Below are 25,131 nucleotides of genomic sequence, written 5' to 3'. Positions count from 1 at the left end.
ACGAACCGTGCGGGGCAGTCCGGCTCACCGCCGGGAGGCGGATCACGGTTGCGGGTCAGCGCCGGAATTGCACCGGCTTCCCCCTGTACGGGTGTGATGACGACCTGGCCACTGTACTCGCCCGTAGGCAGGCCCCTGAGAGCCGCCTGTGCGGCCTCGGCGACGGCGCCCTCGCCCCCGCGCCGCTCCCCGCCCAACGGCTAGACGGCCACGTACGTCACCGGCTCGGTCCCCGTCACCGCCTCCGCCCGGCCCAGCTTCACCAGGCGCCGCAGATGTGCCTCGGCCTCCGAGACCGCGATGGTCCTCGACCCGTACGGGATCTGCTCCCAGGGCCGGTTCCACTCCATGCGTTCGGCGAGCTGCCAGGGGGTGAGGGGCTCGGCGAGGAGGGAGTGCAGGTCGGTGAGGCGTTCCTCGTGGTGGGCGAGCAACTCCCGTACCCGGGAGGCCGCGTCGGTGAAGGCGTACTGGTGGGCGGGGAGCACCTCGGCGGGGGCGAGGCGGCCGACGCGTTCCAGGGAGTCGAGGTAGTCGCCGAGGGGGTCGGTGACGGTGGCGTCGTCGGGGTCCTCGTACAGGCCGATGTGCGGGGTGATCTCGGGGAGCAGGTGATCGCCGGAGAACAGGCGGCCGTGGCCCGGGAGTTCGGCCGGGTGCTCCTCCTCCAGGTGCAGGCAGACGTGGCCGGGCGTGTGGCCCGGGGTCCAGATCGCGCGGAGCCTGCGGCCGGGAAGGTCGAGGAGTTCACCGGGGACGATCTCGCGGTCGGGCAACGCGGGGGAGAAGCCGGGGAGTTCGCGGCGGCGGGCGGTGCGCAGCGGCGCCACGTGTTCCTCGGGGGCGCCCGCCGCCTCCAACTTGGCCGTCATGTAGGTGAACCAGCGCTCGGCACGGGTCTCCCGGGTGCGTCGCACGATCGCGGAGTCCGCCGCGTGCATGGCGATCCAGGCGCCGGAGGCATCCCGCACCGCGCCCGACAGACCGTGGTGGTCGGGGTGATGGTGGGTGATGACCACACCGTGGATCTCACCGACGGCGGTCCCGCACGCGGTCAGTCCCTCGGCGAGGGTGTCCCAGGACGCCGGGTCGTCCCAGCCGGTGTCGACCAGCACCGGCCCGCGGTCGGTGTCGACGACGTGGACGAGGGTGTGGCCGAGGGGGTTGTCGGGGATGGGGACCTGGATGGACCGGACGCCGCCGCCGTGGTCGTGCACCTGCGCCATGGGCTCCCCAATCACCGCGTTCCCAGCACTATAACTAGAACGGGTTTCGACGGTAGCCCGAGGTCACCAACAGCCGTGGTGCGCGGGCCGTGGACTCCTCCGAGTGGAACTGGTATCAGTTCCGTATCTGATGGATCGTCAGTAAGCCGCCTCAGGGAGGCAGTCGCCATGGCCGAGCTCTTGGAACACGGACAGCTGTTCATCGGCGGGGAGTTGACCGACCCCCTGGGCACCGACGTCATCGAGGTGATCTCCCCGCACACCCAGGAGGTCATCGGACGGGTGCCGCACGCCTCCCGGGCCGACGTGGACGCGGCGGTCGCCGCAGCGCGCACCGCCTTCGACGAGGGACCCTGGCCGCGTATGACCCTCGACGAGCGCATCGAGGTCGTCACCAGGATCAAGGACGGCATCGCGGTACGGCACGAGGAGATCGCCCGCGTGATCTCCTCCGAGAACGGCTCGCCGTACTCCTGGAGCGTCCTCGCACAGGCCCTCGGCGCGATGATGGTCTGGGACTCTGCGATCACGGTCGCGCGCGGCTTCACCTACGAGGAGCAGCGCGACGGAGTCCTCGGGAAGATCCTCGTGCGCCGCGAGCCGGTCGGGGTCGTGGCGGCCGTGGTCCCGTGGAACGTCCCGCAGTTCGTGGCCGCCGCCAAACTCGCGCCCGCGCTGCTCACCGGCTGCACGGTGGTGCTCAAGCCGTCGCCCGAGTCGCCGCTGGACGCGTACATCCTGGCCGAGATCACCAAGGAGGCCGGGCTGCCGGAGGGCGTGCTGTCCATCCTCCCGGCCGACCGCGAGGTCAGCGAGTACCTGGTGGGACACCCGGGGATCGACAAGGTCTCCTTCACCGGGTCGGTGGGTGCGGGCAAGCGTGTGATGGAGGTCGCGGCCCGCAACCTCACCCGCGTGACACTGGAGTTGGGCGGCAAGTCGGCGGCGGTCGTACTGCCGGACGCGGATGTCGAGGCGGCCGTCGCCGGTATCGTGCCGTCCGCCTGGATGAACAACGGACAGGCCTGCGTGGCCCAGACCCGCATCCTGCTGCCCCGCTCCCGCTACGACGAGTTCGCCGAGGCCCTTGCCGCGGCGGCGAGTTCACTGGTCGTCGGCGACCCGCTCGACCCCGCCACCCAGGTCGGCCCGCTGGTCGCCGAGCGCCAGCAGCGCCGCAACCTCGACTACATCCGCATCGGCCAGGAGGAGGGCGCCAAGATACTCACCGGCGGCGGCCGTCCGGCGGGCCTGGACCGCGGCTGGTACGTCGAGCCGACGCTCTTCGGGGACGTCGACAACGCGATGCGGATCGCCCGCGAGGAGATCTTCGGCCCGGTCATCTGCCTTCTCCCGTACGGTGACGAGTCCGAGGCCGTCAAGATCGCCAACGACTCCGACTACGGCCTGTCCGGCAGCGTGTGGACGGCCGACGTCGAGCGCGGCATCGACATCGCACGGCGGGTCCGTACCGGCACCTACAACGTCAACACCTTCAGCCTCGACATGCTCGGCCCCTTCGGCGGCTACAAGAACTCAGGCCTGGGCAGGGAGTTCGGCCCGGAGGGATTCGGCGAGTACCTGGAGCACAAGATGATCCACCTGCCGGCCGGCTGGGAGGCGTGAAGGATGGAGGCGTCTCCCGCACGGGCGAACCCGGGCGTGGGCACGGGGGACCGCTGGCACGTCGAGGTCGACCGCTCGCTCTGCATCGGCTCGGCGCAGTGCGTGCACACCGCCCCCGACGGCTTCCGCCTCGACTCCGCCCGCCAGTCCCACCCCGCCGACCCCAAGACCGACGCCAACGAGAAGATCCTGGCGGCTGCCGAGAACTGCCCGGTCGAGGCCATCATGATCTCCCTGCTGGGCAGCGGGGAGCCGGTGTTCCCGCCCGAGGAGTGACGGCGTACGCTCCTGCGGTCGTCGTGGGAGTGGGGTGGCATGGAGAAGTCCGAGGCCAGGAAGCTGATCGAGCAGGCGCGCGCGGCCTGGGACGCCGAGGACTGGCTGCGCGCCGCCGAGTCGTACGAGCGGGTGCTCGCGCACTTCCCTGACCTGAACGCGAGCGCGGTGTGGTGGTACGACGCCGCGCTCGCCCACAAGTTCCTGCGGAACTGGGCGAAGGCGTACGACCTGGGCCGTGAGGCCGCGGCCCGGGCTCCGCGCGGCGAGGGCGACCCGGCGTACTGGAACCTCGGCATCGCCGCCACGATCCAGCGGGACTGGGCGACGGCCCGGGAGGCCTGGACCGGCTTCGGCATCGAACTCCCGGACGGCGAAGGGCAGATCGACGGCCGCTTCGGCCTCGCCTGCGTACGGCTCGACACCGGCGGCGAGCGCGAGGTCGTCTGGATCGAGCGGCTGTGCCCGACCCGCGGCCGGGTCGTCAACGTGCCCGTCTCGGGCGGACGGCGCTACGGCGAGATCGTCGTCCACGACGGCGAACCGAAGGGCGAGCGGGTCGTCGACGGCTCGACGTACCCCGTCTTCGACGAACTCCTGCTCTTCGAGGCGTCCCGACTACCCACCCTGGAAGTCACGGTGGCGGCGGGTGAGGCGGCCGACCTGGAGGCACTCGTCGACCTGTTCACCGAGCACGGCTTCGGCGCCGAGCCCGCGAGCAGCGTCCGCCTCCTGTGCGCCTGCTGCAGCGAGGGCACCCACGAACAGAAACGCGACGTCGACGCCGGCGCCCAGCAGGTCTCCCTCGCCGCCCCCGAGGACGAGGCCCGGCAGCTCCTCGATCGGTGGGCGGGCGGCGCAACGGCGACCGGGCGGAACTGGAGTGGGCTCACGGTTGTCGGCTAGGGCCGGGGCGACCGGGGCCGGACCTCCGTGAGGTCGATCAGCCGGCACACCGTCTCGATGTCTATCTTCACCTGGGCGATCGAGGCGCGGCCCGAGAGCCAGGTGATCAGGGCGGAGTGCCAGGTGTGCTCGATGACCCGGACCGCCGAGAGCTGCTCGGGGGTCGGGTCGTCGAGGCCCATGGCGTCCAGGACGATCAGGGTGGTCTGGTGGGAGACCTGGTCGACCTCCGGACTCACACTGCGGTCCGCGAAGGTCAGCGCGCGGACCATCGCGTCGGCCAGGTGCGGCTCGCGCTGGAGCGCCCGGAAGGCCCGCATCAGCGTCTCCGCCACCCGCTCGGCCGCCGTCTCCCCCTGCGGCGGCTTCTTGCGGAGCGTGCCGTGCATGTGCTCCAGCTGGTCCTGCATCGTGGCGACCAGCAGATGGATCTTGGACGGGAAGTAGCGGTAGAGGGTGCCGAGCGCCACCTGCGAGGACTCCGCGACCTCCCGCATCTGCACCGCGTCGAACCCGCCGCGGCTCGCCAACTGCGCGCTCGCGTGCAGGATCCGGCGGCGCCGCGCCTCCTGCCGCTCGGTCAGCGGCGCGACGTCGGACCGTGCGGTACCGGCTTCCACTCTGCCCGACTTGGCCACCTTGTCCACCTTGGTCTCCGTGGTCACGGAACCCGTTTCCGTGACGGTCCGTGAGAGTTCGCGATCACACAGCATGGCAGGGTGCCGGGTCGTAGGGCGGTCGCGGTGTTCGTGGCGTGAATCACCTGATCCACCCCTCACAGGGCCCCTACCTGCCGGTAGATTCAGAGCCTCCTGAACGATCAAGTCTGAAACTTGTTCTAGATTACCGTCTCGTCGTAATCTCGCGGGACAGTGCAGGCAGAAGGGGGCGCAGAGTGACCGCTGAGGCCAGTCAGGCGGGGTCTTTCGAGGACCTGGCCGCCGACGGCGAGCGACCGCTCCGAATCGCGCTCCTCACCTATAAGGGGAACCCGTTCTGCGGGGGCCAAGGCGTGTACGTACGGCACCTCTCGCGCGAACTGGCCCGCCTCGGCCACCGCGTCGAGGTCATCGGCTCCCAGCCGTACCCGGTCCTCGACCCCGGGTACGAGGAACTGAGCCTGACCGAGCTGCCGAGCCTGGACCTCTACCGCTCCCCGGACCCCTTCCGCACCCCGAAACGCGACGAGTACCGGGACTGGATAGACGCCCTGGAAGTCGCCACGATGTGGACCGGCGGCTTCCCCGAGCCGCTCACCTTCTCACTGCGGGCCCGACGCCATCTCCGGGCCCGCACTGGTGAGTTCGACGTGGTCCACGACAACCAAACCCTCGGCTACGGCCTGTTGGGCGACATCGGCGCCCCTCTGGTGACCACCATCCACCACCCCATCACCGTGGACCGGCAGTTGGAGCTGGACGCCGCCGAGACCCGGCAGCAGCGATGGTCCAAGCGCCGCTGGTACGCCTTCACACGCATGCAGAAGCGGGTGGCCCGTCGCCTGCCGTCCGTGCTCACCGTCTCCGGCACCTCCCGCCAGGAGATCGTCGACCACCTGGGCGTCCGCGACGACCGCATCCACGTCGTCCACATCGGCGCCGACACCGACCAGTTCTCGCCGGATCCGTCCGTGCAGGTCGTCCCCGGCCGGATCGTCACCACCTCCAGCGCCGACGTCCCCCTCAAGGGCCTGGTCTTCCTCGTCGAGGCGCTCGCCAAGGTGCGCACGGAACACCCCGGGGCGCACCTCGTGGTCGTCGGCAAACAGCCCGAGGAGGGCCCGGTCGCCGCGGCGATGGAGCGCTACGGCCTCCAGGGCGCCGTCGACTTCGTCAAGGGCATCTCGGACGCGGAACTGGTCGACCTGGTCCGCTCCGCGGAGGTCGCCTGCGTGCCGTCGCTCTACGAGGGCTTCTCGCTTCCCGCGGCCGAAGCCATGGCCACCGGAACCCCGCTGGTCGCGACGACGGGCGGCGCGATCCCCGAGGTCGCGGGCCGCGACGGCGAGACGTGCCTCGCAGTGCCGCCGGGGGACGCCGGCGCGCTGGCGGCGGGCCTGAGCCGCCTGCTGGGCGATGCGGACCTGCGCGCCCGACTCGGCCGGGCCGGCCGAGAGCGGGTCCTGACGAGGTTCACCTGGGCGAAGGCCGCGGAGGGCACGGTGTCCCGGTACCGCGAGGCGATCGCCGGCTCCACCGCCGGCGCGACGACCCGCACCGAGGCCGCGGCACCAGGCGGCACACCGACGACCACCCCCCGAGTCACCGACGCCGATATCCATCCCGAAAGCAGGGCCACGTGCTGACCGTCGACTTCTCCCGGTTCCCGCTCGCGCCGGGCGACCGCGTCCTGGACCTCGGCTGCGGGGCCGGCCGGCACGCGTTCGAGTGCTACCGGCGCGGCGCGCAGGTCGTGGCACTGGACCAGAACGCCGGGGAGATCAGCGAGGTCGCGAAGTGGTTCGCGGCGATGAAGGAGGCCGGGGAGGCCCCCGAGGGCGCCACCGCCACGGCGATGGAGGGCGACGCCCTGGCCCTGCCCTTCCCCGACGAGTCCTTCGACGTCGTCATCATCTCCGAGGTGATGGAGCACATCCCCGACGACAAGGGCGTACTCGCGGAAATGGTCCGGGTGTTGAAGCCCGGCGGCCGGATCGCCATCACCGTCCCGCGCTACGGCCCCGAGAAGGTCTGCTGGGCACTGTCCGACGCCTACCACGAGGTCGAGGGCGGCCACATCCGCATCTACAAGGCGGACGAACTGCTCGCGAAGATCCGCGAGGCCGGCCTCAAGCCGTACGGCACCCACCACGCGCACGCCCTGCACTCGCCGTACTGGTGGCTGAAGTGCGCGTTCGGCGTCGACAACGACAAGGCGCTGCCGGTGCAGGCGTACCACAAGCTGCTGGTCTGGGACATCATGAAGAAGCCGCTGGCCACCCGGGTCGCCGAGCAGGCGCTCAACCCGCTGATCGGCAAGAGCTTCGTGGCGTACGCGACCAAGCCGCACCTGCCCGTCGTGGACGCGCGGTGACCACTCCCCGCACCGAACACCTCGTCCTGCCCGGAGTCCTCACCGCCGACGAGGCCGCCACGACCGTCGCCGGGATCCTGGCCGTGCAGCGCGACGACGGGGCGATCCCGTGGTTCCGGGGGCACCACCTCGACCCGTGGGACCACACCGAGGCCGCGATGGCGCTGGACGCGGCGGGCGAGCACGAGGCCGCCGAGCGAGCCTACGAGTGGCTCGAACGACACCAGAACGAGGACGGCTCCTGGTACGCGGCCTACCAGGACGGGGACTTCACCAAGGTCACCGACCGGGGGCGCGAGACGAACTTCGTCGCCTACGTGGCCGTAGGGGTGTGGCACCACTATCTGTCCACCGGCGACGACACGTTCCTCGACCGGATGTGGCCGATGGTGTTCGCGGCGACGGAGTTCGTGCTGGGGCTCCAGCAGTCGGGCGGGCAGATCGGGTGGAAGCGCGAGGACGACGGCAGGGCGGTCGCCGACGGGCTGCTGACCGGGTCGTCCTCGATCCACCACGCCCTGCGATGCGCCCTCGCCATCGCCGAGCAGCGCGAAGAGGCGCAGCCGGACTGGGAGTTGGCGGTGGGCGCCCTGCGGCACGCGATCCGCAGGCACCCGGAACGCTTCCTCGACAAGGACCGCTACTCGATGGACTGGTACTACCCGGTCCTGGGCGGGGCGTTGACCGGCGCGGAGGCCACGGCCCGCATCGAGGCGGGCTGGGACCGCTTCGTCGTACCCGGTCTCGGAGTGCGCTGTGTCGTCCCCAACCCGTGGGTCACCGGCGGCGAGTCGGCCGAACTCGCCCTGGCCCTGTGGGTGACGGGCGAGTCAGACCGGGCGCTGGAGATCCTCCAGTCGATCCAGCATCTGCGGGACGCGGAGAGCGGTCTGTACTGGACCGGGTACGTGTTCGAGGACGCGGCGGTCTGGCCGCGGGAGCTGACCACGTGGACCGCCGGGTCACTGCTCCTTGCCGTCGCCGCGCTCGGGGGGCACGAGGCCACCTGTGCGGTGTTCGCCGGCGACCGGCTGCCGGTGGGGCTGGACCCGGACTGCTGCGCCTGAGGCTCAGGGGGTCTTGTCCGGCGGCGGGTACGGGTTGTGTGGTTGCCCGCGCAGTTCCCCGAGCCCCTGGGTCGGCCTTGCTGCACCCACTCAGGGGCGCGGGGAACTGCGCGACCAGCCACGACGGGCGCCGCAGATGACGACGGCACCCCTGGTGGAGCGTTCAGTGGCGGTGCGCCCGGTTGGCGATCGCGTGGCCGACGAACAGATAGACCACGGCGGCCAGGCCGTAGCCCGCGACCACGCGTGCCCAGGCCTTGTCGAAGGTGAACAGGTCGTAGGACCAGCCGGCGAGCCAGCGGGCGGCATCGTGGATGAACTGCACGAAGTCGTTACCGGGGTTGGCGTCCAGCAGGTACATCAGGATCCACAGGCCCAGGATGAGGGCCATGATGTCGGCGACGATCGCTATGACCGTCCCAGCTGAATTGGCACCACTGCGTGTGTGAGTGGACATGGTGTTCGAATGGCCCCGAATTCCCCGGCGAAACCTGCCGTCACGCGTTGAGCTCCGCCAGCACCCGCAGACTGTGCGGATCGGGCGCGAGCGCCAGCAGGTCCGTCACCGGGCCCTTGCGCCACAACTCCAGCCGCTCGGCGATCCGTTCACGCGGGCCGACCAGGGAGATCTCGTCGGCGAAGGCGTCCGGGACGGCGAGCACGGCCTCCTCGCGGCGGCCCTCCAGGAACAGCCGCTGAATTCTGCGCGCCTCCTCCTCGTACCCCATGCGGGCCATCAGGTCGGCGTGGAAGTTGCGGGCCGCGTGGCCCATGCCGCCGATGTAGAAACCGAGCATCGTCTTGACGGGCAGCAGCCCCTCGGCGACGTCGTCGCAGACCCGCACCTGGGTCATGGGCGCGACCAGGAAACCCTCCGGGGCGCCTGTGAGCGAGTCCGCGTACACCTCGGGCCGCTCCGGCGACCAGTACAACGGCAGCCAGCCGTCGGCGATCCGGGTCGTCTGGGCGACGTTCTTCGGACCCTCGGCGCCCAGCAGGAGCGGCAGGTCGGCGCGCAGCGGGTGGGTGATCGGCTTCAGCGCCTTGCCGAGACCCGTGCCGTCCGCGCCCCGGTACGGCAACGGATGGAAGCGCCCGTCCACTTCGACCGGCCCCGCACGCCGCAGCACCTGCCGGACGACCTCGACGTACTCCCGGGTCGCGGTCAGCGGCGACTTCGGGAACGGGCGGCCGTACCAGCCCTCGACGACCTGCGGCCCGGACAGCCCGAGGCCCAGCATCACCCGCCCGCCGGAGAGATGGTCCAGGGTGAGGGCGTGCATGGCGGTGGTGGTCGGCGAGCGGGCCGCCATCTGGGCAACCGCCGTACCCAGCTTGATCGTTGAGGTCTGTGCCGCGATCCAGGTGAGCGGCGTGAACGCGTCCGACCCCCACGACTCGGCCGTCCACACCGAGTCGTAGCCGAGCCGCTCCGCCTCCTGGGCCAGCGGCACATGGCCGGGGGCGGGGCCGCGACCCCAGTAGCCGAGCGCAAGTCCGAGTCGCACGACGCCTCCTGACGGTATGTCAGCACTTCGAGCCGCTCGCGAATGTACGGCAACGGCCCCCCGCCCGGAAGGGCGAGGGGCCGTCGTACGACCTGGAGAGGACTCAGCCGCGCTGGATCCCACTGGTGTCCTGGAGCACACCGCGGCGGCCGTCCTGGGTCTGGGCGACCAGGCTCGGACCACGCTGCTCGACGGCCAGGTACCAGGTACCCGGGGCGAGTTCGGCGATCGGCGTCGCCGAACCGTCCTCCGCGAACAGCGGGCGCGGCACCGGCACGGCGAACCAGAACGGCGAGAACTCCGCGGCCGGCGGCTGCGGTGCCTGCGGCTGGGGCTGCGCGCCGAACGGCTGCCCTGGCTGCGGCTGTCCGCCGTAGGGCTGCCCCGGCTGTCCCGGCTGCCCCTGCGGTCCGGGCTGGCCCGGCTGCTGGGCGCCCGGGTAGCCGTAACCGCCGGGCGGCTGGGCGCCGTAGGGCTGCGGCTGGGGCGGCTTCGGGGCCGGGATCAGGGCGGCCTGGAGGGCGGGGACGAGCGGGGAGGCGACCGCTGCCCCGGCCATGACCAGGGTCGCGACGAGAGCGAGGATCAGGCCGATGCCGGCGCTGATGGTGTCCGAACTGGAGCCGTAGTCCGCGGCACTCAGCGGGTCGAACACGTTGCCGAGTGCGCTCCAGGCGGCGAAGACGGTGAACGCGGTGCCCACCTGGCCGAGGTCGAGCCCCGCCACCTTGGGCAGCTGCGGCAGGCCCCGCGCCGCTACGACGAGGGCGGCACCGATGATGCCGGCGAGGACGACTCCCATCACGAACGGGCCGCTCGCCCAGGCGCTCGGGAGATCGGCGTCGTCGGAGGCCCCGTCGACCGAGTAGAAATCGAGGAACGACGCGATGAACAGCAGTACCGCTGCTCCGATCACCACGCCGTCGCCTCGAGTGAGGGAGCGGATATTCACTTCAAGTCCTTCGTAGGTCGTCTCGTCGTCGGTAGACCTTATCGTCCGCCCGCGCGGAGCGTACGACGGGATCGGAGCCCCGATCGTCACCCGCGCAGGAATCTCACGATTCCCTCAGAGATTCCTTGCGCGGCCTTCTGCCGCCAGGCGCCGCTGGTGAGTTGGGCGGCGTCCTTGCGATCGCGCATGTTGCCGCACTCGATGAACACCTTGGGGACCGTCGAGAGATTGAGACCGCCCAGGTCGGTGCGGGTGACCAGGCCGGTACCGTGACCGACGTAGTTGGAGGGCCCGCTGCCCGTCACGTGTCCGAAGCCGGCCGCGACGAACCTGCCGAGCGCGGCCGAAGGGGCCACGATCCGGCGGGTGTCGGCGATGCCCTTGTGGACGCGGCCCGGCAGGATCACGTGGTAGCCGCGCTGTCCGGCGGCCGCGCCGTCCGCGTGGATCGACACCACCGCGTCGGCCTTCGCCCTGTTCCCGATCCGGGCCCGCTCGTCCACGCACGGCCCGTACGGACGGTCGCCGTCCTGTGTCAGCTTCACCGTCGCGCCCTGCTTCTCCAGCAGCGTGCGCAGCCGGTGGGCCACGTCGAGGGTGAACTTGGCCTCCGCGTAACCGGAGTTGGTGGACGTCCCCGTCGTATCGCATTCCTTGCGGTTCGTGCCGATGTTCACCTTGCGGTTGATCTCGGCCGTGTGCCGGAAGTTGGTGAGGTTGTGCCCCGGGTCGATGACGATCACCTTGCCCCTGAGCGGGGTGGCGCCGAGGCCCTTGGCGTCGGCGCCGTTCGAGGTGAGAGCCGGGGGAACGAGCGCTGTCCCCGCCGTCGGGGACGCGGCCACCCCGCTCCCGGCGGGCGCGGAGCCTTCGTCGGCCGCACCGCTCACCCCCGCGTGGACGAGCCACCCGAGCAGCGCGCCCGGCACGAGCACGGCAAGCGCGACGGTGAGGGGACGGCGCCGGGGACGGCGGGGCTGGGGGGACTCGAATTCGGGGCCTGCGTACGACACGACAGCCACCTTAGCGCTGGGTCACCGGCACGGCGGGGCGGTGGCCGGTGAGCGGGTCCCTTCATCCGAACGGCACCGCCGGTGTCGCTCACGGCCGACCGATATGCCGAGAATCGCCCATGAGATCACCTGTGCGTGCGATATCCAGCGTCCTCATCACCGTCGCCGTCGCCGGGGCGGTCGTACTGGGCGCGCCGGTGGCCCAGGCCGCCCCGTTCCCCTGCACCCCGCCCGAGGACGCCTGTGCCGTCGACTACATCTACGGTCAGCCGGGCGTCGGTACGGGCAATGTCATCCAGACCCCGGTCGACATCGACATCAACGTGAAGCCCTGAGGCCCGCAGCGCCTCAGATCCCCGCACCCACCCGCCGCAGCACGCGCAGCGTGCCGGTGGCGGAGACCTCCGTGAACGCCCCCGACCGCAGGGCCCGCAGATAGATCCGGTACGGCGCCTGGCCGGTGAACTCGTCCTTCGGGTCCGGGTGCACGTCGTGGATGAGGAGCAGCCCGCCCTCCGCGACGTGCGGCGCCCAGCCCTCGTAGTCGGCGCTCGCGTGCTCGTCGGTGTGGCCGCCGTCGATGAAGACGAGGGCGAGCGGGGAGTTCCAGATCTTCGCGATCTGCGGGGAACGACCGACCAACGCGACGATGTGGTCCTCCAGGCCCGCCTTGTGCAGGGTCCGGCGGAACGTCGGCAGGGTGTCCATCAGGCCGATCTCGGGGTCGACCGTCTCCGGGTCGTGGTACTCCCAGCCGGGCTGCTGCTCCTCGCTGCCGCGGTGGTGGTCGACGGTCAGCGCGGTGACACCGGCCGCGCGGGCGGCGTCGGCGAGCAGGATCGCGGAACGGCCGCAGTACGTGCCTACCTCCAGGAGCGGCAGCCCAAGAGCACCGGCCTCGACGGCGGCCGTGTAGAAGGCGAGGCCCTCGTCCACCGGCATGAACCCCTTCGCCGCCTCGAACGCGGCCAGGATCTCGGGCTTGGGCGCCGCGGTCATGGGCGGGAGCCTTCCGGTCGTACGGGTGTGTGGGCGCCCCATGCTGCCGTACCCCCTGGTCGGCGGGCGACAGGGGGTACGGCGGTTGTGGTCGGGGATCAGGGAGCGTCGGAGATGTCGAGCTTGTTCACCTTGATGCGGGTGGTGTCGAACTCCCAGGTGACGAAGAACTTGCCCGGCGCGTACTCGTCGGCCATCGGGTACGTGTCCCAGCCCTTGCCGGTGCCGGCCGGTGTCGTGTCCTCCTCGCTCGCGAGGCCGTCGGCGAACTTCTTGGCGGCGCTCCAAGCCGTCGCGCCGGGGCGCTTGGTCTTGTAGTAGAGGGCCAGGCGGGTATTGGTGTCGCCGGTCGTGTAGATGTACAGGAGCTGGCCGTTGCTGTCCTTGCCGAAGTAGCTCCTGGCCGCATTGTTGCTCGGCAGGCCGGTGGCGGCTGTGAAGGCCGTCCAGTTCGCGCCGCCGTTGGTGCTCGTGGCCGTCATGGCGTTGGCGTTGTCGGCGCGGGCGACCATGATCAGCGTGTTCGGGCTGTCCGGCGAGACGACGATCTGGTTCTCACCGGCCTTGACACCGGTGGCGTTCCCGTTCGCGACGGTGCCGCCCTTGGTCCAGGTCTTCAGGTCCGGGTTCGTGGCGATCAGCACCCCGTTCTCGCGGCCCGTGCCCCAGTAGGGGAGGACGGTGTTGCCGTTGGCCAGCTTGATCGGGCGGCCGGAGATGGCGAGGTTGCCGATGGTCGGCATGGTGACGGGGTAGTCCTGCCACGTGTGGCCCTCGTCGGTGCTGCGCTTGACGACGGTGGCGGCGATCGGAAGGCCGTCGTTGTTCCAGGTGTCGCCGTCGTTGTCCTCGTCGGTCGGGTCCGCGATCGGGGTGCGCCCGAGGAACGCGAACAGCTCGCTGCCCGACTTGTAGAGCATGACGTAGTGCCAGGCGTACTGGTCGGTCTCCTGTGCCAGCGTCTGGGGGCGGCTCCAGGTCGTGCCGCCGTCGGTGGTGTAGGCGTACCGCATGTAGCCCATGTCCCGGTTGCCGGGCCTGAGGCCTTCCCGCCATGCCACGACCGCGTTGTTCGCGCTCGTGCTGATGATGTCCGGGGTGCGGGGGCCGTCGCCTCCGGTAGCCGTGTTGATGTACACGGACTTCTCGGCGGACGTGCCTTCGGCGGAGGCCGGACCCGGCAGGAGGAGGCTCGTCAGGACGGCGAGGACCAGCGCGGTCAGAACTGCGGTCCAGGCCCGCTTGCGGGTCACCACAGCCACTGCCGGTCCAGGTTCGGGCTCGTGGCGTTCACGGCGTCGCAGTTCCACTGGATGGCCTACGTGCCGGCGGTGGTGGTGCCGTTGGGGATGGCGAGACACAGGCCGGTCTTCGCGTTTCTCAGCTGGTCGATCCCGTCGTGGACCCAGACCTGCTCGTCGTTCTGCTCGTCGTCGCACGGCCACTGGACGGCCTTGACGCCGAGCGTCGTGCTCCCGCTGGGAATGGCCAGGCACTGTCCGCTCGCCTTGTTGACCACGTGGTTGCCACCACCGGTCATCGGCTGTAGCGACCAGTAGTTACTGTCGCTGTTGCTGCACGACCACTGGATCATCACGGTGCCGCTTGTCTGGCTGGAACTCGGATTGGCCAGGCACAGTCCGGTGCCCTGGTTGTAGAGGCGGGCGTAGACGGGGGTGCCGGCCGCTGCGGCGGTCGCCGTTGTCGCGGTGGTCTCCGCCGCCGACGCCGTGGCGGTCAGGGTGGAGCCCGCGAGGAGGGGCGTGCTCAGCAGGGCGGCGGTCGTCACAGCGACGACGTGTCTTCTCATTCGGATCTTCTCATTCGGAACGTTCCTCGGTTGCTGTTCGACGAGCAGGGAGCGGCCCTCCCCCGTGATGAGGGCCGCTCCGTTGTCTCCTACCAGAGCCAGCTCTGGTCGGCGCTGGTGGAGCAGGTCCACTGGATGGCCTCGGTACCGTTGGTCGTGCTGCTGTTGGGGATGGCGAGGCACTTGCCGCTGTTCAGGTTGTGCAGGCGGTCGGCGCTGTCGTAGATCCAGATCTGCTCGCTGCCGCCGTTGCAGGTCCACTGGATGGCCTGGGTGCCGTTGGCCGTGCTGCTGTTGGGGATCGCGAGGCACTTGCCGCTGTTCAGGTTCCGGACCAGGTAGCGGTCGCCGTTACCGCCTTCCACCCACTCCAGCTGCCACTGCTGCTCGCTGTTGCCGCTGCATCCCCACTGGATCAGGCCGACGCCGTTGGCCGTGCTCGCCTGGGGAACCGCCAGACACTTCAACGTTCCCGAGTTCAGGAGGGTGGCGTAGGCGGTCGCTCCCGCGTTGGCGGGAGTGGAGAAGGCCAGGGCGCACACGGCTGTGGCGGCGACTGCCGCGACTCTCGTGATCGTTTTCATGAACATGACGGCGATGGCTCCTTTGTGTCAGTTGAAGTGATCGGTCGAGTGCGACCGCCTGATCAGCATGGAGGTGGCCATCGGGACTGTCGTTAGCGATGCGTCCACTGCGACTTGGCGACGCGTCTACAGCCCTCTGCCCGTGCCCCTGGTTCCCGCCACGGCTCAACGGCCCTACGGTCTACGGCTGTTCGGCCGCCGCCCCGAACCGGTGCTCCCTGGGCGAGAGGCCGTAGGCGGCGCGGAAGGCGCGGGTGAAGTCCGAGGCGCGGGGGAAACCCCAGCGGGTCGCGATCGCGTGGATCGGCGTGGCAAGCAGCATGGGGTCCGCCAGGTCCCGGTGGGCCCCCTCCAGCCGTCGGCTCCGGATCCACGCCGCGACTGTCTCGCCCTGCGTCTGCTGCTGGAACAACCGGTGCAGATAGCTGAGCGAGATGTGGTGTGCGGCGGCGATCAGCGGTGGAGTGAGCTCCGGGTCGTGCAGGTTCTGCCGGATGAACTCCTGGACCCGCAGCCTCATGACCTGCCCGCGGGTCTCCGGCGACAGTGCGGCCTCCGCGTCCAGCGGCTCGGCGAACCAGACCGACAACAGGTCCAGCAGAATCGTGCCCAGACGCGATGTCGCGGACGGGGGGAGGAAATCGGCCTGCCGGTCCAGTCCGACGAGGAAGTCCGCCACCAGGGCACCCGTTCCCTCCCGCGCCGACAGCGGCCTGCTCAGCAGTGCCTCGACCCGGTCCGGTGACACGGGCAGCAACGCCTTGGGCAGCTGCACACCCACCGCGGTGATGACGTGCCCGCGCTCGGTGCCCAGCGATCGCACGTCGCACGGGCGCGAGGTGTCGCACACCCACAGGTCGCCCGTGCTGTAGGTGTTGGTCCGTCCGGCATGCTCGAGGCTGATCCTGCCCCCGCGTATCAGCGACAGCTGGTACTGCTCGGGGTCGTGCTTGCGGATCAGCTTCGGGTTGCGCCGGAACCGTGTCGGCGCGAAGACCGTGGGCCAGACCACCACCGGACCCAGCTCAAGGAACCGCTGCTCCGCCCGGTAGTCGGCGAAGTGGTCACTGATCACCTCGCTGGGGGCGATCGTCCGGCCCATCAGCTCACGCCAGTAGTCGAATCTGTCCGTCACCGGCACGTCCGTGCTCTTGAACAGCGTTCCGATCATCCCGTCCCCGTCCCCGTCCCCGCCCTCGGTCTCCGTCGGAGCCTGTCGACGACTCCGCCCCGCCAGGATTATCGGCCGTCGTACTCGGCGGAGGGACCCTGAGCGGGGCGGGGCGGGGCGGGCGGGGCGGGGGAAGGGCTGGGTCAGCGAACCGCGGCCGTGTCCGACGGCAGCGACAGGTCCATGTCGACCGCGGTGTCGTCGCCGGCGTGGGTTGCCGACGAGGCGAGCGGCCCGTGGCCGGTGGCGCGGGCGGCCAGGACGTACGCGCCGCCGGTCGGCACCACCAGCGCATAGCTGCCGTCCCCATCCGAGAGCGTCGCCCCCGCCTGCCGCCCGCGCCGGTCGATCAGCGTGACCTTGGCGCGCGGGACCGGGGTGCCGGCGGAGTCCAGAACGCGGCCGCGGAAACCGCTGAGCTTCTTCTCGGCGCGCTCCAGGTTGGCGTCTTCCTCGCTGCTCGCGCGCAGTTGCGGCGCACGGTTCGGGTTCGGCAGGAACAGGGCCATCAGCAGGCCGATCGCCACCGCGCCGGTCGCGATGAGGAAGGACACCCGGAAGCCGTGCATGGTCGGTACGGCGACACCGCCGACGTTGTTCGCGGTGTTCGCCAGCACCATTCCGATGACGGCGCTCGACACGGACGTACCGATGGAACGCATCAGAGTGTTGAGCCCGTTGGCCGCCCCCGTCTCCGAGGCCGGCACCGCGCCGACGATCAGGGCGGGCAGGGAGGAGTAGGCGAGACCGATACCGGCGCCCAGCACGACCGCGATCACGAGGCTCTGCCAGGCGGCGCTCATCAGGCCGAGTCCGGCGCCGTAGCCGATCGCGATGATCAGCATGCCGAGGATCAGGGTGACCTTGGGGCCGTACTTGGCCGACAGCCGGGCGTACACGGGAGCCGTGAACATCATCGTCAGGCCCAGCGGGGCCACGAGCAGACCCGCGGTGACCATCGACTGGCCGAGTCCGTAGCCGGTCGCCTTCGGGAGCTGGAGCAGCTGGGGAAGGACCAGTGAGACGACGTAGAAGCTGACGCCGACCATGATCGACGCGAGGTTGGTGAAGAGGACGGCCGGGCGGGCCGTGGTGCGCAGGTCGACCAGCGGGGCCTTCAGCCGCAGCTCCATGACGCCCCACAAGACGAGGACGAGAGCGGAAGCGGCGAAGAGACCGAGCGTGGTGCCGGAGGTCCAGCCCCAGTCACTGCCCTTGGTGATCGGCAGGAGGAACAGGACGAGGCCGGCGGAGAGACCTATCGCGCCCGCCACATCGAAGGTGCCCTCGGCGCGCGCCGGGGACTCCGGTACGACGAGGAGGGTGAGGGCGATCGCGAACGCGCCGAGGCCCGCGGCGCCGTAGAAGAGGGCGTGCCAGTCGGCGTGCTGGGCGATCAGGGCCGCGAGCGGCAGGGCGAGACCGCCACCGACGCCGATGGAGGAACTCATCAGGGCCATCGCCGAGCCCAGCTTCTCGCGGGGCAGCATGTCCCTCATCAGGCCGATGCCGAGGGGGATCGCGCCCATGGCGAAGCCCTGCAGGGCACGGCCGGCGATCATCGTGAGCAGGTCGCTGGTGAGCGCGCTGACCAGGGCGCCGACCACCATCACGGCGAGGCTGAGGATCAGCAGGCGGCGTTTGCCGTACAGGTCGCCGAGGCGGCCCATGATCGGCGTGGCGACGGCGCCCGAGAGCAGGGTGGACGTCAGGACCCAGGTGGCGTTGCTGGGCGCGGTGCCCAGCAGCTGCGGCAGGTCCTTGATGACCGGGACGAGCAGCGTCTGCATCACCGCGACCACGATGCCCGCGAAGGCGAGCACCGGGACGACAGCGCCGGACGCTCTCCGGGTGGGCGGCTGGTCGGTCGGCGTGTGCGTCATGTGAGGGAGGCCTCCGGGCCTGGAAGTCGGGTTACGTGTGGCTTGAACTACGTATGCATGGGCAACTATTCCGATGCTTCGGCGTACTAACGATTTCTTTATGTTCTCTTGGGGAAATGCGGGGCGGACGGGGCGTGGCTCGGCCTCGTGGCCGCCTCGGGTGGGGTGACCGTGCGCGGTCGCGCGCCTCGGCTTTCGGAAAACTTCATCGGGTGAGGCAACGGTCCTGGCAGCTCATGGACTCCTTTAGACATCTAGGAGGTGCCCATGGGGGATCGGAAGCAGGCTCGGGACGAGGAGTTCCAGAGCTTTGTCATCGGCCGCTGGCCACGGCTGATGCGAACGGCATTTCTCCTCACGGGGGAGCAGCACGCCGCGGAGGACCTGGTCCAGTCAACGCTCGAACAGGCCTACGTGGCCTGGCGCAGAGTCGGCTCGGCGGACGATCCGGAGGCGTATGTCCGGCGCGTGATGGTCAACGCACACGCACGAAAGCACCGCAGGAAACTCAGGGAGTTCCTGGCGCCCAAGGACGACTCGGGGCTCGTGCGCGAGGTCGCCGACACCGGTGACCGCATGGCCCAGGCCGATGACCGCAGCGCCCTGCTGAAGGCTCTGGCCAAGCTCCCGCCCAGGCAGCGGGAGGCGGTGGTCCTGCGCTACTGGGAGGACCTGACCGAGACACAGACGGCCGAGGCGATGGGCTGCTCGGTCGGCTCGGTGAAGAGCAACGCGGCCAAGGGGATCGCGAAACTTCGCGCCATACCCGCGCTGGCCGACATGGTGACGCAGGGAGGGCGTAAGTGATGAGCGCGGACCGGGAGAGGAACCACGACATGAGCGACAGCGACATCGCCCTCCTGCTGGCCGACGCCACCGACGAGGTCGAGATCGGCATAGCCCCCTACGAGGCGGTGATTCGCGGCGGCCGTCGGCGCAGGGCCCGCCGCTGGGCGGTGGCCGCGGCCACGGCACTGGTGCTCGCGGGCTCCTCGGCGACGCTCGCGGTGGCGGGGCTGCCGGGCGAGGGCGGGGGGCAGGTGACACCGGCTGCCACCCGGCCGGAGCCGGCCCCGTCGCATGTCTTCCACGACAAGCCCCACCGCACCACGCTGGCGACCGGAACCGACGACGGCAGGAAGTGGAATGTCGTCATCAACGTCTGGGACGCACCCCGCGACACCACCCAGGCCGAGGCCCAGCTCAGCGCGATGGCCCTGTACGACGAAACCCCGCCGGTGGGAGGGGGAGCCTCCGACCTGGTCGGCAAGATCACCTACTTCGTGTACCGCGGCTACGGCAGCAAGATGACCAAGATCATGGAAAACACGGTCTCCCCGTCCGACGCCATGACCGGCACGGATCTCATCTCCGGGTCCCTCCCGCTGGAGCCCGGCGCCAAGGCGGACGTACGTCTCGTCGTCGGCTACGTCGCCAGGACCGCCCACCGCGTCAACTGCACCTGGACGGACGAGACGGCGACGGTGGTGGAGCGGGCCGCCGCGGGGGCCGGCACCGACATCCCGGCGATCCGGTCCCCGGAGGGCTCCCCCTACGACTGGTTCGTGTGCCTGGCGCCGAAGGGTGCCGAGTACAGAACGGCGGAGGTGATCGGATAGGGGCTCACAGCCACCCCTGCTGCCGGGCCGCCCGTACCGCCTCCATCCGGTTGCGGGTGCCCGTCTTGCCGATGGCGGAGGAGAGGTAGTTGCGGACGGTGGACTCGGAGAGGTGGAGCCGGTCCGCGATGTCGGCCACCGTCGCGCCGTCCGTGGAAGCCTTGAGGACATCGCACTCACGGGCGGTGAGCGGGTTCGGGCCGGCGCTCAGGGCGGCCGCGGCGAGCCCGGGGTCGATCACGGTCTCGCCGGTCAGAACCCGGCGAATCGAGGCGGCAAGTTCCTCCACGGGGCCGTCCTTGACGAGGAAACCGGCGGCGCCCGCCTCCATGGCACGGCGGAGGTAACCGGGTCTGCCGAAGGTGGTCAGGATCAGTACCCGGCAGTCCGGCGCCTGGTCGCGCAGCTCGGCGGCGGCGTCCAGACCGCTCATGCCCGGCAACTCGATGTCGAGAAGCGCCACGTCCGGGCGGTGGATCAGAGCGGCGTCCACGATGGCGTCGCCCGCCGCGACCTGCGCCACCACCAGGATGTCCGGCTCCATCCCGAGCAACAGCGCGAGCGCCCCGCGCATCATGCCCTGGTCCTCGGCGAGCAGCACGCGGATGGACCTGGCGGGGCGGTGGTCCCGGGGCATCTCGTTCACGGCCCAAGCGTAGGGCGCCCGGCGGGGAGCGGCAGGGCTGCAGCTCCATTGCGCTGACGCGCAGGATCCTTGAGAACTGAAGAGCGGGTGGCTTTCGGGGGGCGGATGGGGTGGTCGGGAAGTGGACGGAGGCCGAAGAGCCGGAGAGGGCCGACGAGTGGGCGAGGGTCGAAGAGTGGCTGGGCTCATGCGGCATCACCCGGGCAGGTCCTTGGCCGCATCCCCTCCCCGGGCCTCGCGCACGGCCCTCGCCAGGTCATCGGGGTGCATCGGCCCCGGCCCCGTCACCCCCACCGGCGTCACCGCCTCGACCGGCAACTCGGCCCGCACCACAAACCCGCCGCGAGGCCCCGGTCCGGCCTCCAGTCGGCCGCCTGCCGCGGCGAGCCGCTCCGTGAGCCCCTTCAGGCCGGTGCCGCCGATGACCGGGGCCGGACGTGGGTTCGGAGCCGGGGCTGGGGCGGAGTTCCGAACCGGAGCGGAAATCGGAGCTGGAGTAAGGGTCGGAGTGGCCGGGGCCGGAGTCGTGACCGGCGGTTCCGCGTGGTCGCTCTCAGCGGCCGGTGTCCCCGTGGCCGGCCCCGTGTCCGCGGGCGCCCCGGGGCCATCGTCCCAGACACGCAGACGCACCCGTTCCGCCGAGCCCGCGACGGAGATCTCGCACCGCCTGGCCCCGCTGTGCCGTACCGCGTTGGTCACGGCCTCGCGCACCACCCATCCGAGCAGCACCTCGGTCTGGGCGGCGAGCGGGGGACCGGAAAGGCGTACGACGGGCTCGATGCCCGCGGCGCGCAGGGCGGAGGCGGCCCGGTCGAGGTCCGCGCTGAGGCTGCCCTCGCGGTACCCGGTGACGGCCTCGCGGATCTCGGTGAGCGCCTGGCGGCCGACCGACTCGATGTCGGACACCTGGAGGAGCGCGGCGTCGAGATCACGCGGGGCGAGCCGGCGGGCCGCCTCCGACTTCACCACGATCACCGACAGCGTGTGACCGAGCAGGTCGTGCAGATCGCGGGAGAACCGCAGCCGTTCCTCCTCGACCGCACGCCGGGCCAGTTCCTCGCGGGCTTCCCGCAACTGCCGTACCGCCTCCGAGAGGGACATGATCGCGGCCGTCACCATTGTGGAGATCCATGTGCCGTAGGCGGTGTCGAGGCCGCCCCAGCCCTCGCGGAGGACGGAGGCCGTGCCCGCGACCACGGCGACCACGGCACCGACCCAGCGCAGATGCGGCAGCCGTACGACCGCGCCCGTCGCGAGCCCGAACAGGGGGAAGAACAACAGCCAGTTGCCGCCGTATCCCATCGCCAGACCGCAGGTGACCAGCCCCATCAGCACCAGCGCCACCCGGGTGGAGAGCGCGTCGCGGGTCTTCTTGTGGAAGGCGCGGAAGGCGACGTAGATGTAGAGCGAGTTGAAGGCAAGCAGCCCGAGAGCGCCGATCCACGCGTTGGGGGTCTCGCCCTTGAAGAGGTTGGAGAAGGCACCCATCCCCAGCAGCAGCCACGGCAGCAAGCCGAAGCCACTGCCGCCCACGACCGCGTTCGCGGGAATCTCCCCGGCCTTCAGCGCGGCCTTGTACTCGGCATTGAGGCGCTTCTTGTTCGCCTTGTAGTACTGCTGGTGCTCCTGCGCCCCGCGGGCCCCCTCGCGGATCTCGTCCACGCGGCACGAGAGTTTGCGCGACCAGGACATGACTGTTCCTCCGCTCACACGTTTCCGGCGTGCCGCCGGTACGACAGGACAGCGTACGAACCGAACAGCAGCAGCCACACTCCCAGCACCAGGACCGCGCCGGCCGTGGGCGCGTGGCCCGCAGCGACCGACCCGCCCAGCTCGGCGAAGCGGTTGGTGGGGGTGTACGCGGACAGCGTGCGCAGCCAGCCCGGGAAGAGGGCGACCGGGAACCACAGGCCGCCGAGCACCGCGAGGCCCAGGTTGCAGGCCATGTTCGCCACGCCGGTGGTCTGCCCGGTGAGCCGGTAGCCGTTGCCAAGACCCAGCAGAGTGAACGGCACCGAGCCCAGCCACAGCAGCACCGCGATCGCCGCCCACTGCCAGAGGGCGAGCCGTACGCCGTTGACCAGCCCGCCCGCCGTGAGCACGGCCACGATCGCCGGCAGGACGGTCACGGAACCGGTCAGGGCCCGCCCGAGGACCACCTGGCGCGGCGGCATCGGTGTCACCCGCAGCTGCCGCAGCCAGCCGATCGCCCGGTCCTCGGCGACCCCGCCGCCGGTGTTCAACGCCGATCCGACCGCACCGTACGCGGCCATGCCCACCATGGCGCCGGTCCTCCAACCGGACTCGTCGGCGCCGAGATTGGTGAACAGCAGGTACATCATCACGGGCATCGCGATGCCGCCGATCACGAAACCGGTGTCCCGCAGGGTCCGGCGGGTCTCCAGCCACAGGTAGTCGAGCATCACATCGCCTCCAGGACCGACGAGGTGACCTGCGGGGAGTGCCGTGCGGTGAGCGCGAGGAACGCGTCGTCCAGTGAGGCCGGGGCGACCGTCAGGCCACGGATCGCACCCAGCTCGGCCAGGGCGATCACCGTCGCGTCGGAGTCGTCGGTGCGCAGCCGGGCCCGTCCACCGCGTACCTCCACCGACCGGACGCCGGGAAGAAGGCCGAAGCCCGCGGTGTCACGGCCCGCCGCGTCCACGGTGACGAGGCTGCCGCCCGCCGACCGCCGCAGCTGCTCGCCCGTGCCGTCCGCGACGATCCGGCCGTGGTCGACGACCAGGATCCGGTCGGCGAACGCGTCCGCCTCCTCCAGGTGGTGGGTGGAGAACAGGACGGTGTGGCCACGGCGGGCGTACCCCCGTATCGAGGCCCAGAAAGCGTGCCGTGCCTCCACGTCAAGGGCGGCGGTGGGCTCGTCCAGGACGATCAGTGCGGGGTTCCCGGCGAGCGCCACGGCGAACCGCACGCGCTGGGTCTGGCCGCCGGAGAGCCGGTCCACGCGCCGCTCGGCGAGCTCGGTGATCCCGGCCAGCTCCAGGGCCTCGGTGACGGGCAGCGGTGCCGGATAGCGACCGGCCACGAAGGCGACCAGCTCGCGGACGGTGACCCGTGGGACCGCCCGCGCCTCCTGGAGCATCGCGCCCACCCGGCCGGTCCGCACCGCGTCGGCAGGGGTCGCGCCGAAGAGCCGTACGGTGCCGGCGTCGGGCTCGTTCAGGCCGAGCAGCAGAGAGATCGTCGTCGACTTGCCGGCACCGTTGCGGCCGAGCAGCGCGACGGTCTCGCCGGATGAGATCTCCAGATCGATCCCGTCGACGGCGCGTACGGCGCCGAAGGTCTTGACCGCACCCGTGAAGGCGATGGCTGTGCTGGTCGCTGTCATGACGTCGACGCTACGAACTTGCCCCGCCCGCCCGGCAGATGCGCTTGTACGGAATCCGGCAGGACAAATGTCCCGGGTGCCGGACGGGAGGGACGGACGGGCCTGGAGGCCGACGGGCTCGGGACCGGCAGGCCTGGGAACAGACAGACAGACAGACGGGCCTGGGCCGAGGAGCTTGGATACCGGCAGGCTCTGGGACCGACGGGCTCGGGGACGGGGGCCTGGGGGCCGAGGGACTTGAGTACCGGCAGAGTCGGGACCGGCAGGCCCGGTACCGACGGGCTCGCGAACAGACCTGGACGCGAACAGACCCGGGGGCCGACACACCCGACCACGAACAGACCTGGACGCGGGCAGACCCGCGGGCCGACACACCCGACCACGAACAGACCTGCCAACCGACGCACCCGTGGAGCCACCCACCAAACCTGACACCCCGTCAGGAGCCTTCACAAGTGCGGTGTGCTCGGCTATACAGAGGTCGCCGGACTGGAACGCGTTCTAGATCGGCCCGCGACGACCTCGGTGCGGCCGACGGTGCGGACGGCCGTACCGGGGTCTTGAGTCCGCCACTGTCAGGAGCCGTATGCCCATCGATGCCGCCAAAGCCCTCGCCGCCGAACCCCGGACCGGCGAGATCTCCTGGACCTCGAAGGACGTCCAGCTCTACCACCTCGGCATCGGTGCCGGGACCCCCGCGGCCGACCCCGACGAACTGCGCTACACCCTCGAATCCCGCCTGCACGTCCTGCCCAGCTTCGCCACCGTCGCCGGCTCGGGCTCGCCGGGGGTGATCAGCGGACTGTCGATGCCGGGCATCGAGGTCGACCTCGCCCGCGTCCTGCACGGCGGGCAGAGTCTCGTGATCCACCGGCCCCTCCCGGCCGCGGGCACCGCCACCGCGACCAACCGGATCGCCGCCGTGTACGACAAGGGCAAGGCCGCGGTCCTGGTCATGCGGACCGAAGTGGCCGACACCGAGGGCCCGTTGTGGACGAACGACGCCCAGATCTTCGTACGGGGAGAGGGCGGCTGGGGCGGTGACCGCGGCCCCTCCGCCCGCCTGGAACCCCCGGCCGGCGAGCCGGACCGGACCGTCGAGCGCCCGATCCGCGAGGACCAGGCACTGCTGTACCGCCTCTCCGGCGACTGGAACCCGCTGCACGCCGACCCGGAGTTCGCGAAGGTCGCCGGGTTCGAACGGCCCATCCTGCACGGGCTGTGCACCTACGGCATGACGCTGAAGGCAGTCGTCGACACGCTGCTCGGCGGGGACGTGACCCGGGTGCGGTCCTACGCCACCCGGTTCGCCGGGGTCGTGTATCCGGGGGAGACCCTGCGGATCCGTATGTGGCACACGGCGGAGTCCACCCGGGTCGCCGTCGGCGCGATCGAACGGGACGACGCGCCCGTCCTCGCCGACACCATCGTCGAACACTCCTGAACCCTGGATGACCCTGAGG

The 25,131-nt window shown here is 70.8% G+C and carries 26 protein-coding genes and 1 riboswitch; of the genes, 10 read left to right on the top strand and 16 right to left on the bottom strand.

Going from position 1 to position 25,131, the window contains the following annotated elements; translation table 11 throughout:
• Positions 1-19: 19 nt before the first annotated feature.
• A riboswitch (cobalamin riboswitch) is annotated at positions 20-123 on the bottom strand.
• 77 nt (positions 124-200) lie between these two features.
• On the bottom strand, positions 201-1,226 hold the full coding sequence (locus tag OHT57_RS14965; RefSeq protein ID WP_328746889.1) for an MBL fold metallo-hydrolase: 1,026 nt from the start codon (positions 1,224-1,226) through the stop codon (positions 201-203).
• A gap of 168 nt (positions 1,227-1,394) precedes the next feature.
• Here OHT57_RS14965 and OHT57_RS14960 point away from each other — a divergent pair, with 168 nt between their 5' ends.
• Genes OHT57_RS14960 through OHT57_RS14950 form a run of 3 tightly spaced genes read left to right on the top strand, consistent with a single transcriptional unit; the run spans position 1,395 to position 4,034 of the window.
• A complete protein-coding gene (locus OHT57_RS14960) occupies positions 1,395-2,852 on the top strand; it encodes an aldehyde dehydrogenase (protein WP_328746888.1) in 1,458 nt (485 codons plus the stop codon).
• A gap of 3 nt (positions 2,853-2,855) precedes the next feature.
• The gene (locus OHT57_RS14955; RefSeq protein ID WP_328746887.1) at positions 2,856-3,128 is read left to right on the top strand and encodes a ferredoxin; all 273 of its coding nucleotides are present in this window, start codon (positions 2,856-2,858) and stop codon (positions 3,126-3,128) included.
• Between the two features lie 39 nt (positions 3,129-3,167).
• On the top strand, positions 3,168-4,034 hold the full coding sequence (locus tag OHT57_RS14950) for a tetratricopeptide repeat protein (protein ID WP_328746886.1): 867 nt from the start codon (positions 3,168-3,170) through the stop codon (positions 4,032-4,034).
• On the opposite strand, the gene OHT57_RS14945 is transcribed toward OHT57_RS14950, so the two are convergent.
• Positions 4,031-4,699: a TetR family transcriptional regulator gene (locus OHT57_RS14945; protein ID WP_443053447.1), complete on the bottom strand. Its 669-nt coding sequence runs from the start codon at positions 4,697-4,699 to the stop codon at positions 4,031-4,033. The two genes, OHT57_RS14950 and OHT57_RS14945, sit on opposite strands and share 4 nt — an antisense overlap.
• Positions 4,700-4,929: 230 nt before the next feature.
• Between OHT57_RS14945 and OHT57_RS14940 the strand changes: the two genes are divergently transcribed.
• From OHT57_RS14940 to OHT57_RS14930, 3 genes are read left to right on the top strand one after another with little or no spacing between them, the layout of a single operon-like run.
• A complete protein-coding gene (locus OHT57_RS14940) occupies positions 4,930-6,339 on the top strand; it encodes a glycosyltransferase family 4 protein (protein WP_328746885.1) in 1,410 nt (469 codons plus the stop codon).
• A complete protein-coding gene (locus tag OHT57_RS14935; protein ID WP_328746884.1) occupies positions 6,333-7,067 on the top strand; it encodes a class I SAM-dependent methyltransferase in 735 nt (244 codons plus the stop codon). Before OHT57_RS14940 ends, OHT57_RS14935 begins: the two co-directional genes overlap by 7 nt.
• On the top strand, positions 7,064-8,134 hold the full coding sequence (locus OHT57_RS14930; protein WP_328746883.1) for a prenyltransferase: 1,071 nt from the start codon (positions 7,064-7,066) through the stop codon (positions 8,132-8,134). Before OHT57_RS14935 ends, OHT57_RS14930 begins: the two co-directional genes overlap by 4 nt.
• A gap of 163 nt (positions 8,135-8,297) precedes the next feature.
• Here the strand turns inward: OHT57_RS14930 and OHT57_RS14925 are convergent, their stop codons facing one another.
• The 4 genes from OHT57_RS14925 to OHT57_RS14910 form a co-directional block, all read right to left on the bottom strand.
• Complete coding sequence (locus OHT57_RS14925) at positions 8,298-8,591, bottom strand: hypothetical protein (RefSeq protein ID WP_328746882.1); 294 nt, start codon at positions 8,589-8,591, stop codon at positions 8,298-8,300.
• A 40-nt stretch (positions 8,592-8,631) separates the two neighbouring features.
• Positions 8,632-9,642 carry an LLM class F420-dependent oxidoreductase gene (locus OHT57_RS14920; RefSeq protein WP_328746881.1) on the bottom strand — a complete coding sequence of 337 codons (1,011 nt, stop codon included), beginning with the start codon at positions 9,640-9,642 and terminating at the stop codon, positions 8,632-8,634.
• A gap of 103 nt (positions 9,643-9,745) precedes the next feature.
• On the bottom strand, positions 9,746-10,594 hold the full coding sequence (locus OHT57_RS14915; RefSeq protein ID WP_328746880.1) for a DUF5336 domain-containing protein: 849 nt from the start codon (positions 10,592-10,594) through the stop codon (positions 9,746-9,748).
• A gap of 86 nt (positions 10,595-10,680) precedes the next feature.
• Complete coding sequence (locus OHT57_RS14910; RefSeq protein ID WP_328746879.1) at positions 10,681-11,607, bottom strand: N-acetylmuramoyl-L-alanine amidase; 927 nt, start codon at positions 11,605-11,607, stop codon at positions 10,681-10,683.
• Positions 11,608-11,726: 119 nt separating this feature from the next.
• Between OHT57_RS14910 and OHT57_RS14905 the strand changes: the two genes are divergently transcribed.
• The gene (locus OHT57_RS14905; RefSeq protein WP_328746878.1) at positions 11,727-11,942 is read left to right on the top strand and encodes a chaplin family protein; all 216 of its coding nucleotides are present in this window, start codon (positions 11,727-11,729) and stop codon (positions 11,940-11,942) included.
• Between the two features lie 13 nt (positions 11,943-11,955).
• On the opposite strand, the gene OHT57_RS14900 is transcribed toward OHT57_RS14905, so the two are convergent.
• From OHT57_RS14900 to OHT57_RS14875, 6 genes are all read right to left on the bottom strand, one after another.
• On the bottom strand, positions 11,956-12,606 hold the full coding sequence (locus OHT57_RS14900) for a class I SAM-dependent methyltransferase (RefSeq protein ID WP_328746877.1): 651 nt from the start codon (positions 12,604-12,606) through the stop codon (positions 11,956-11,958).
• A 98-nt stretch (positions 12,607-12,704) separates the two neighbouring features.
• Positions 12,705-13,868 carry a sialidase family protein gene (locus tag OHT57_RS14895; RefSeq protein ID WP_328746876.1) on the bottom strand — a complete coding sequence of 388 codons (1,164 nt, stop codon included), beginning with the start codon at positions 13,866-13,868 and terminating at the stop codon, positions 12,705-12,707.
• Positions 13,869-13,924: 56 nt separating this feature from the next.
• Positions 13,925-14,416: an RICIN domain-containing protein gene (locus OHT57_RS14890; protein WP_328746875.1), complete on the bottom strand. Its 492-nt coding sequence runs from the start codon at positions 14,414-14,416 to the stop codon at positions 13,925-13,927.
• A gap of 89 nt (positions 14,417-14,505) precedes the next feature.
• The gene (locus OHT57_RS14885) at positions 14,506-15,006 is read right to left on the bottom strand and encodes an RICIN domain-containing protein (RefSeq protein ID WP_328746874.1); all 501 of its coding nucleotides are present in this window, start codon (positions 15,004-15,006) and stop codon (positions 14,506-14,508) included.
• 175 nt (positions 15,007-15,181) lie between these two features.
• On the bottom strand, positions 15,182-16,171 hold the full coding sequence (locus tag OHT57_RS14880; protein WP_328746873.1) for an AraC family transcriptional regulator: 990 nt from the start codon (positions 16,169-16,171) through the stop codon (positions 15,182-15,184).
• 143 nt (positions 16,172-16,314) lie between these two features.
• The gene (locus tag OHT57_RS14875) at positions 16,315-18,054 is read right to left on the bottom strand and encodes an MFS transporter (protein ID WP_328746872.1); all 1,740 of its coding nucleotides are present in this window, start codon (positions 18,052-18,054) and stop codon (positions 16,315-16,317) included.
• Positions 18,055-18,321: 267 nt separating this feature from the next.
• Between OHT57_RS14875 and OHT57_RS14870 the strand changes: the two genes are divergently transcribed.
• The gene (locus tag OHT57_RS14870; protein ID WP_328746871.1) at positions 18,322-18,861 is read left to right on the top strand and encodes a SigE family RNA polymerase sigma factor; all 540 of its coding nucleotides are present in this window, start codon (positions 18,322-18,324) and stop codon (positions 18,859-18,861) included.
• A 29-nt stretch (positions 18,862-18,890) separates the two neighbouring features.
• Positions 18,891-19,673, top strand: a complete 783-nt coding sequence (locus OHT57_RS14865) for a hypothetical protein (protein WP_328746870.1) — start codon at positions 18,891-18,893, stop codon at positions 19,671-19,673.
• Between the two features lie 4 nt (positions 19,674-19,677).
• Here the strand turns inward: OHT57_RS14865 and OHT57_RS14860 are convergent, their stop codons facing one another.
• From OHT57_RS14860 to OHT57_RS14845, 4 genes are all read right to left on the bottom strand, one after another.
• Complete coding sequence (locus OHT57_RS14860; protein WP_328753201.1) at positions 19,678-20,310, bottom strand: response regulator transcription factor; 633 nt, start codon at positions 20,308-20,310, stop codon at positions 19,678-19,680.
• Positions 20,311-20,514: 204 nt separating this feature from the next.
• Positions 20,515-22,011 (bottom strand): sensor histidine kinase, encoded by a 1,497-nt coding sequence (locus OHT57_RS14855; protein ID WP_328746869.1) that lies wholly within the window; start codon positions 22,009-22,011, stop codon positions 20,515-20,517.
• A 14-nt stretch (positions 22,012-22,025) separates the two neighbouring features.
• Complete coding sequence (locus tag OHT57_RS14850) at positions 22,026-22,742, bottom strand: ABC transporter permease (RefSeq protein WP_328746868.1); 717 nt, start codon at positions 22,740-22,742, stop codon at positions 22,026-22,028.
• Positions 22,742-23,668, bottom strand: a complete 927-nt coding sequence (locus OHT57_RS14845; protein WP_328746867.1) for an ABC transporter ATP-binding protein — start codon at positions 23,666-23,668, stop codon at positions 22,742-22,744. The genes OHT57_RS14850 and OHT57_RS14845 overlap by 1 nt, the downstream gene beginning before the upstream one ends.
• A 586-nt stretch (positions 23,669-24,254) precedes the next feature.
• Here OHT57_RS14845 and OHT57_RS14840 point away from each other — a divergent pair.
• Complete coding sequence (locus OHT57_RS14840; RefSeq protein WP_328746866.1) at positions 24,255-25,112, top strand: MaoC/PaaZ C-terminal domain-containing protein; 858 nt, start codon at positions 24,255-24,257, stop codon at positions 25,110-25,112.
• Positions 25,113-25,131 lie beyond the last annotated feature (19 nt).

Origin of the sequence: Streptomyces sp. NBC_00285 (genome assembly GCF_036174265.1) — a bacterium.
GTDB lineage: Bacteria > Actinomycetota > Actinomycetes > Streptomycetales > Streptomycetaceae > Streptomyces.
The sequence above is the reverse complement of the archived record's forward strand: the minus strand, read 5'-3'. Positions and strand labels throughout refer to the sequence as shown.

Coding starts and splice junctions, on each gene's coding strand:
- OHT57_RS14965 (WP_328746889.1), bottom strand. CDS start 1,226: ATGGCGCAGGTGCACGACCACGGCGGCGGCGTCCGGTCCATCCAGGTC.
- OHT57_RS14960 (WP_328746888.1), top strand. CDS start 1,395: ATGGCCGAGCTCTTGGAACACGGACAGCTGTTCATCGGCGGGGAGTTG.
- OHT57_RS14955 (WP_328746887.1), top strand. CDS start 2,856: ATGGAGGCGTCTCCCGCACGGGCGAACCCGGGCGTGGGCACGGGGGAC.
- OHT57_RS14950 (WP_328746886.1), top strand. CDS start 3,168: ATGGAGAAGTCCGAGGCCAGGAAGCTGATCGAGCAGGCGCGCGCGGCC.
- OHT57_RS14925 (WP_328746882.1), bottom strand. CDS start 8,591: ATGTCCACTCACACACGCAGTGGTGCCAATTCAGCTGGGACGGTCATA.
- OHT57_RS14905 (WP_328746878.1), top strand. CDS start 11,727: ATGAGATCACCTGTGCGTGCGATATCCAGCGTCCTCATCACCGTCGCC.
- OHT57_RS14900 (WP_328746877.1), bottom strand. CDS start 12,606: ATGACCGCGGCGCCCAAGCCCGAGATCCTGGCCGCGTTCGAGGCGGCG.
- OHT57_RS14890 (WP_328746875.1), bottom strand. CDS start 14,416: ATGAGAAGACACGTCGTCGCTGTGACGACCGCCGCCCTGCTGAGCACG.
- OHT57_RS14885 (WP_328746874.1), bottom strand. CDS start 15,006: ATGTTCATGAAAACGATCACGAGAGTCGCGGCAGTCGCCGCCACAGCC.
- OHT57_RS14880 (WP_328746873.1), bottom strand. CDS start 16,171: ATGATCGGAACGCTGTTCAAGAGCACGGACGTGCCGGTGACGGACAGA.
- OHT57_RS14875 (WP_328746872.1), bottom strand. CDS start 18,054: ATGACGCACACGCCGACCGACCAGCCGCCCACCCGGAGAGCGTCCGGC.
- OHT57_RS14870 (WP_328746871.1), top strand. CDS start 18,322: ATGGGGGATCGGAAGCAGGCTCGGGACGAGGAGTTCCAGAGCTTTGTC.
- OHT57_RS14865 (WP_328746870.1), top strand. CDS start 18,891: ATGAGCGACAGCGACATCGCCCTCCTGCTGGCCGACGCCACCGACGAG.
- OHT57_RS14860 (WP_328753201.1), bottom strand. CDS start 20,310: ATGCCCCGGGACCACCGCCCCGCCAGGTCCATCCGCGTGCTGCTCGCC.
- OHT57_RS14855 (WP_328746869.1), bottom strand. CDS start 22,011: ATGTCCTGGTCGCGCAAACTCTCGTGCCGCGTGGACGAGATCCGCGAG.
- OHT57_RS14850 (WP_328746868.1), bottom strand. CDS start 22,742: ATGCTCGACTACCTGTGGCTGGAGACCCGCCGGACCCTGCGGGACACC.
- OHT57_RS14845 (WP_328746867.1), bottom strand. CDS start 23,668: ATGACAGCGACCAGCACAGCCATCGCCTTCACGGGTGCGGTCAAGACC.
- OHT57_RS14840 (WP_328746866.1), top strand. CDS start 24,255: ATGCCCATCGATGCCGCCAAAGCCCTCGCCGCCGAACCCCGGACCGGC.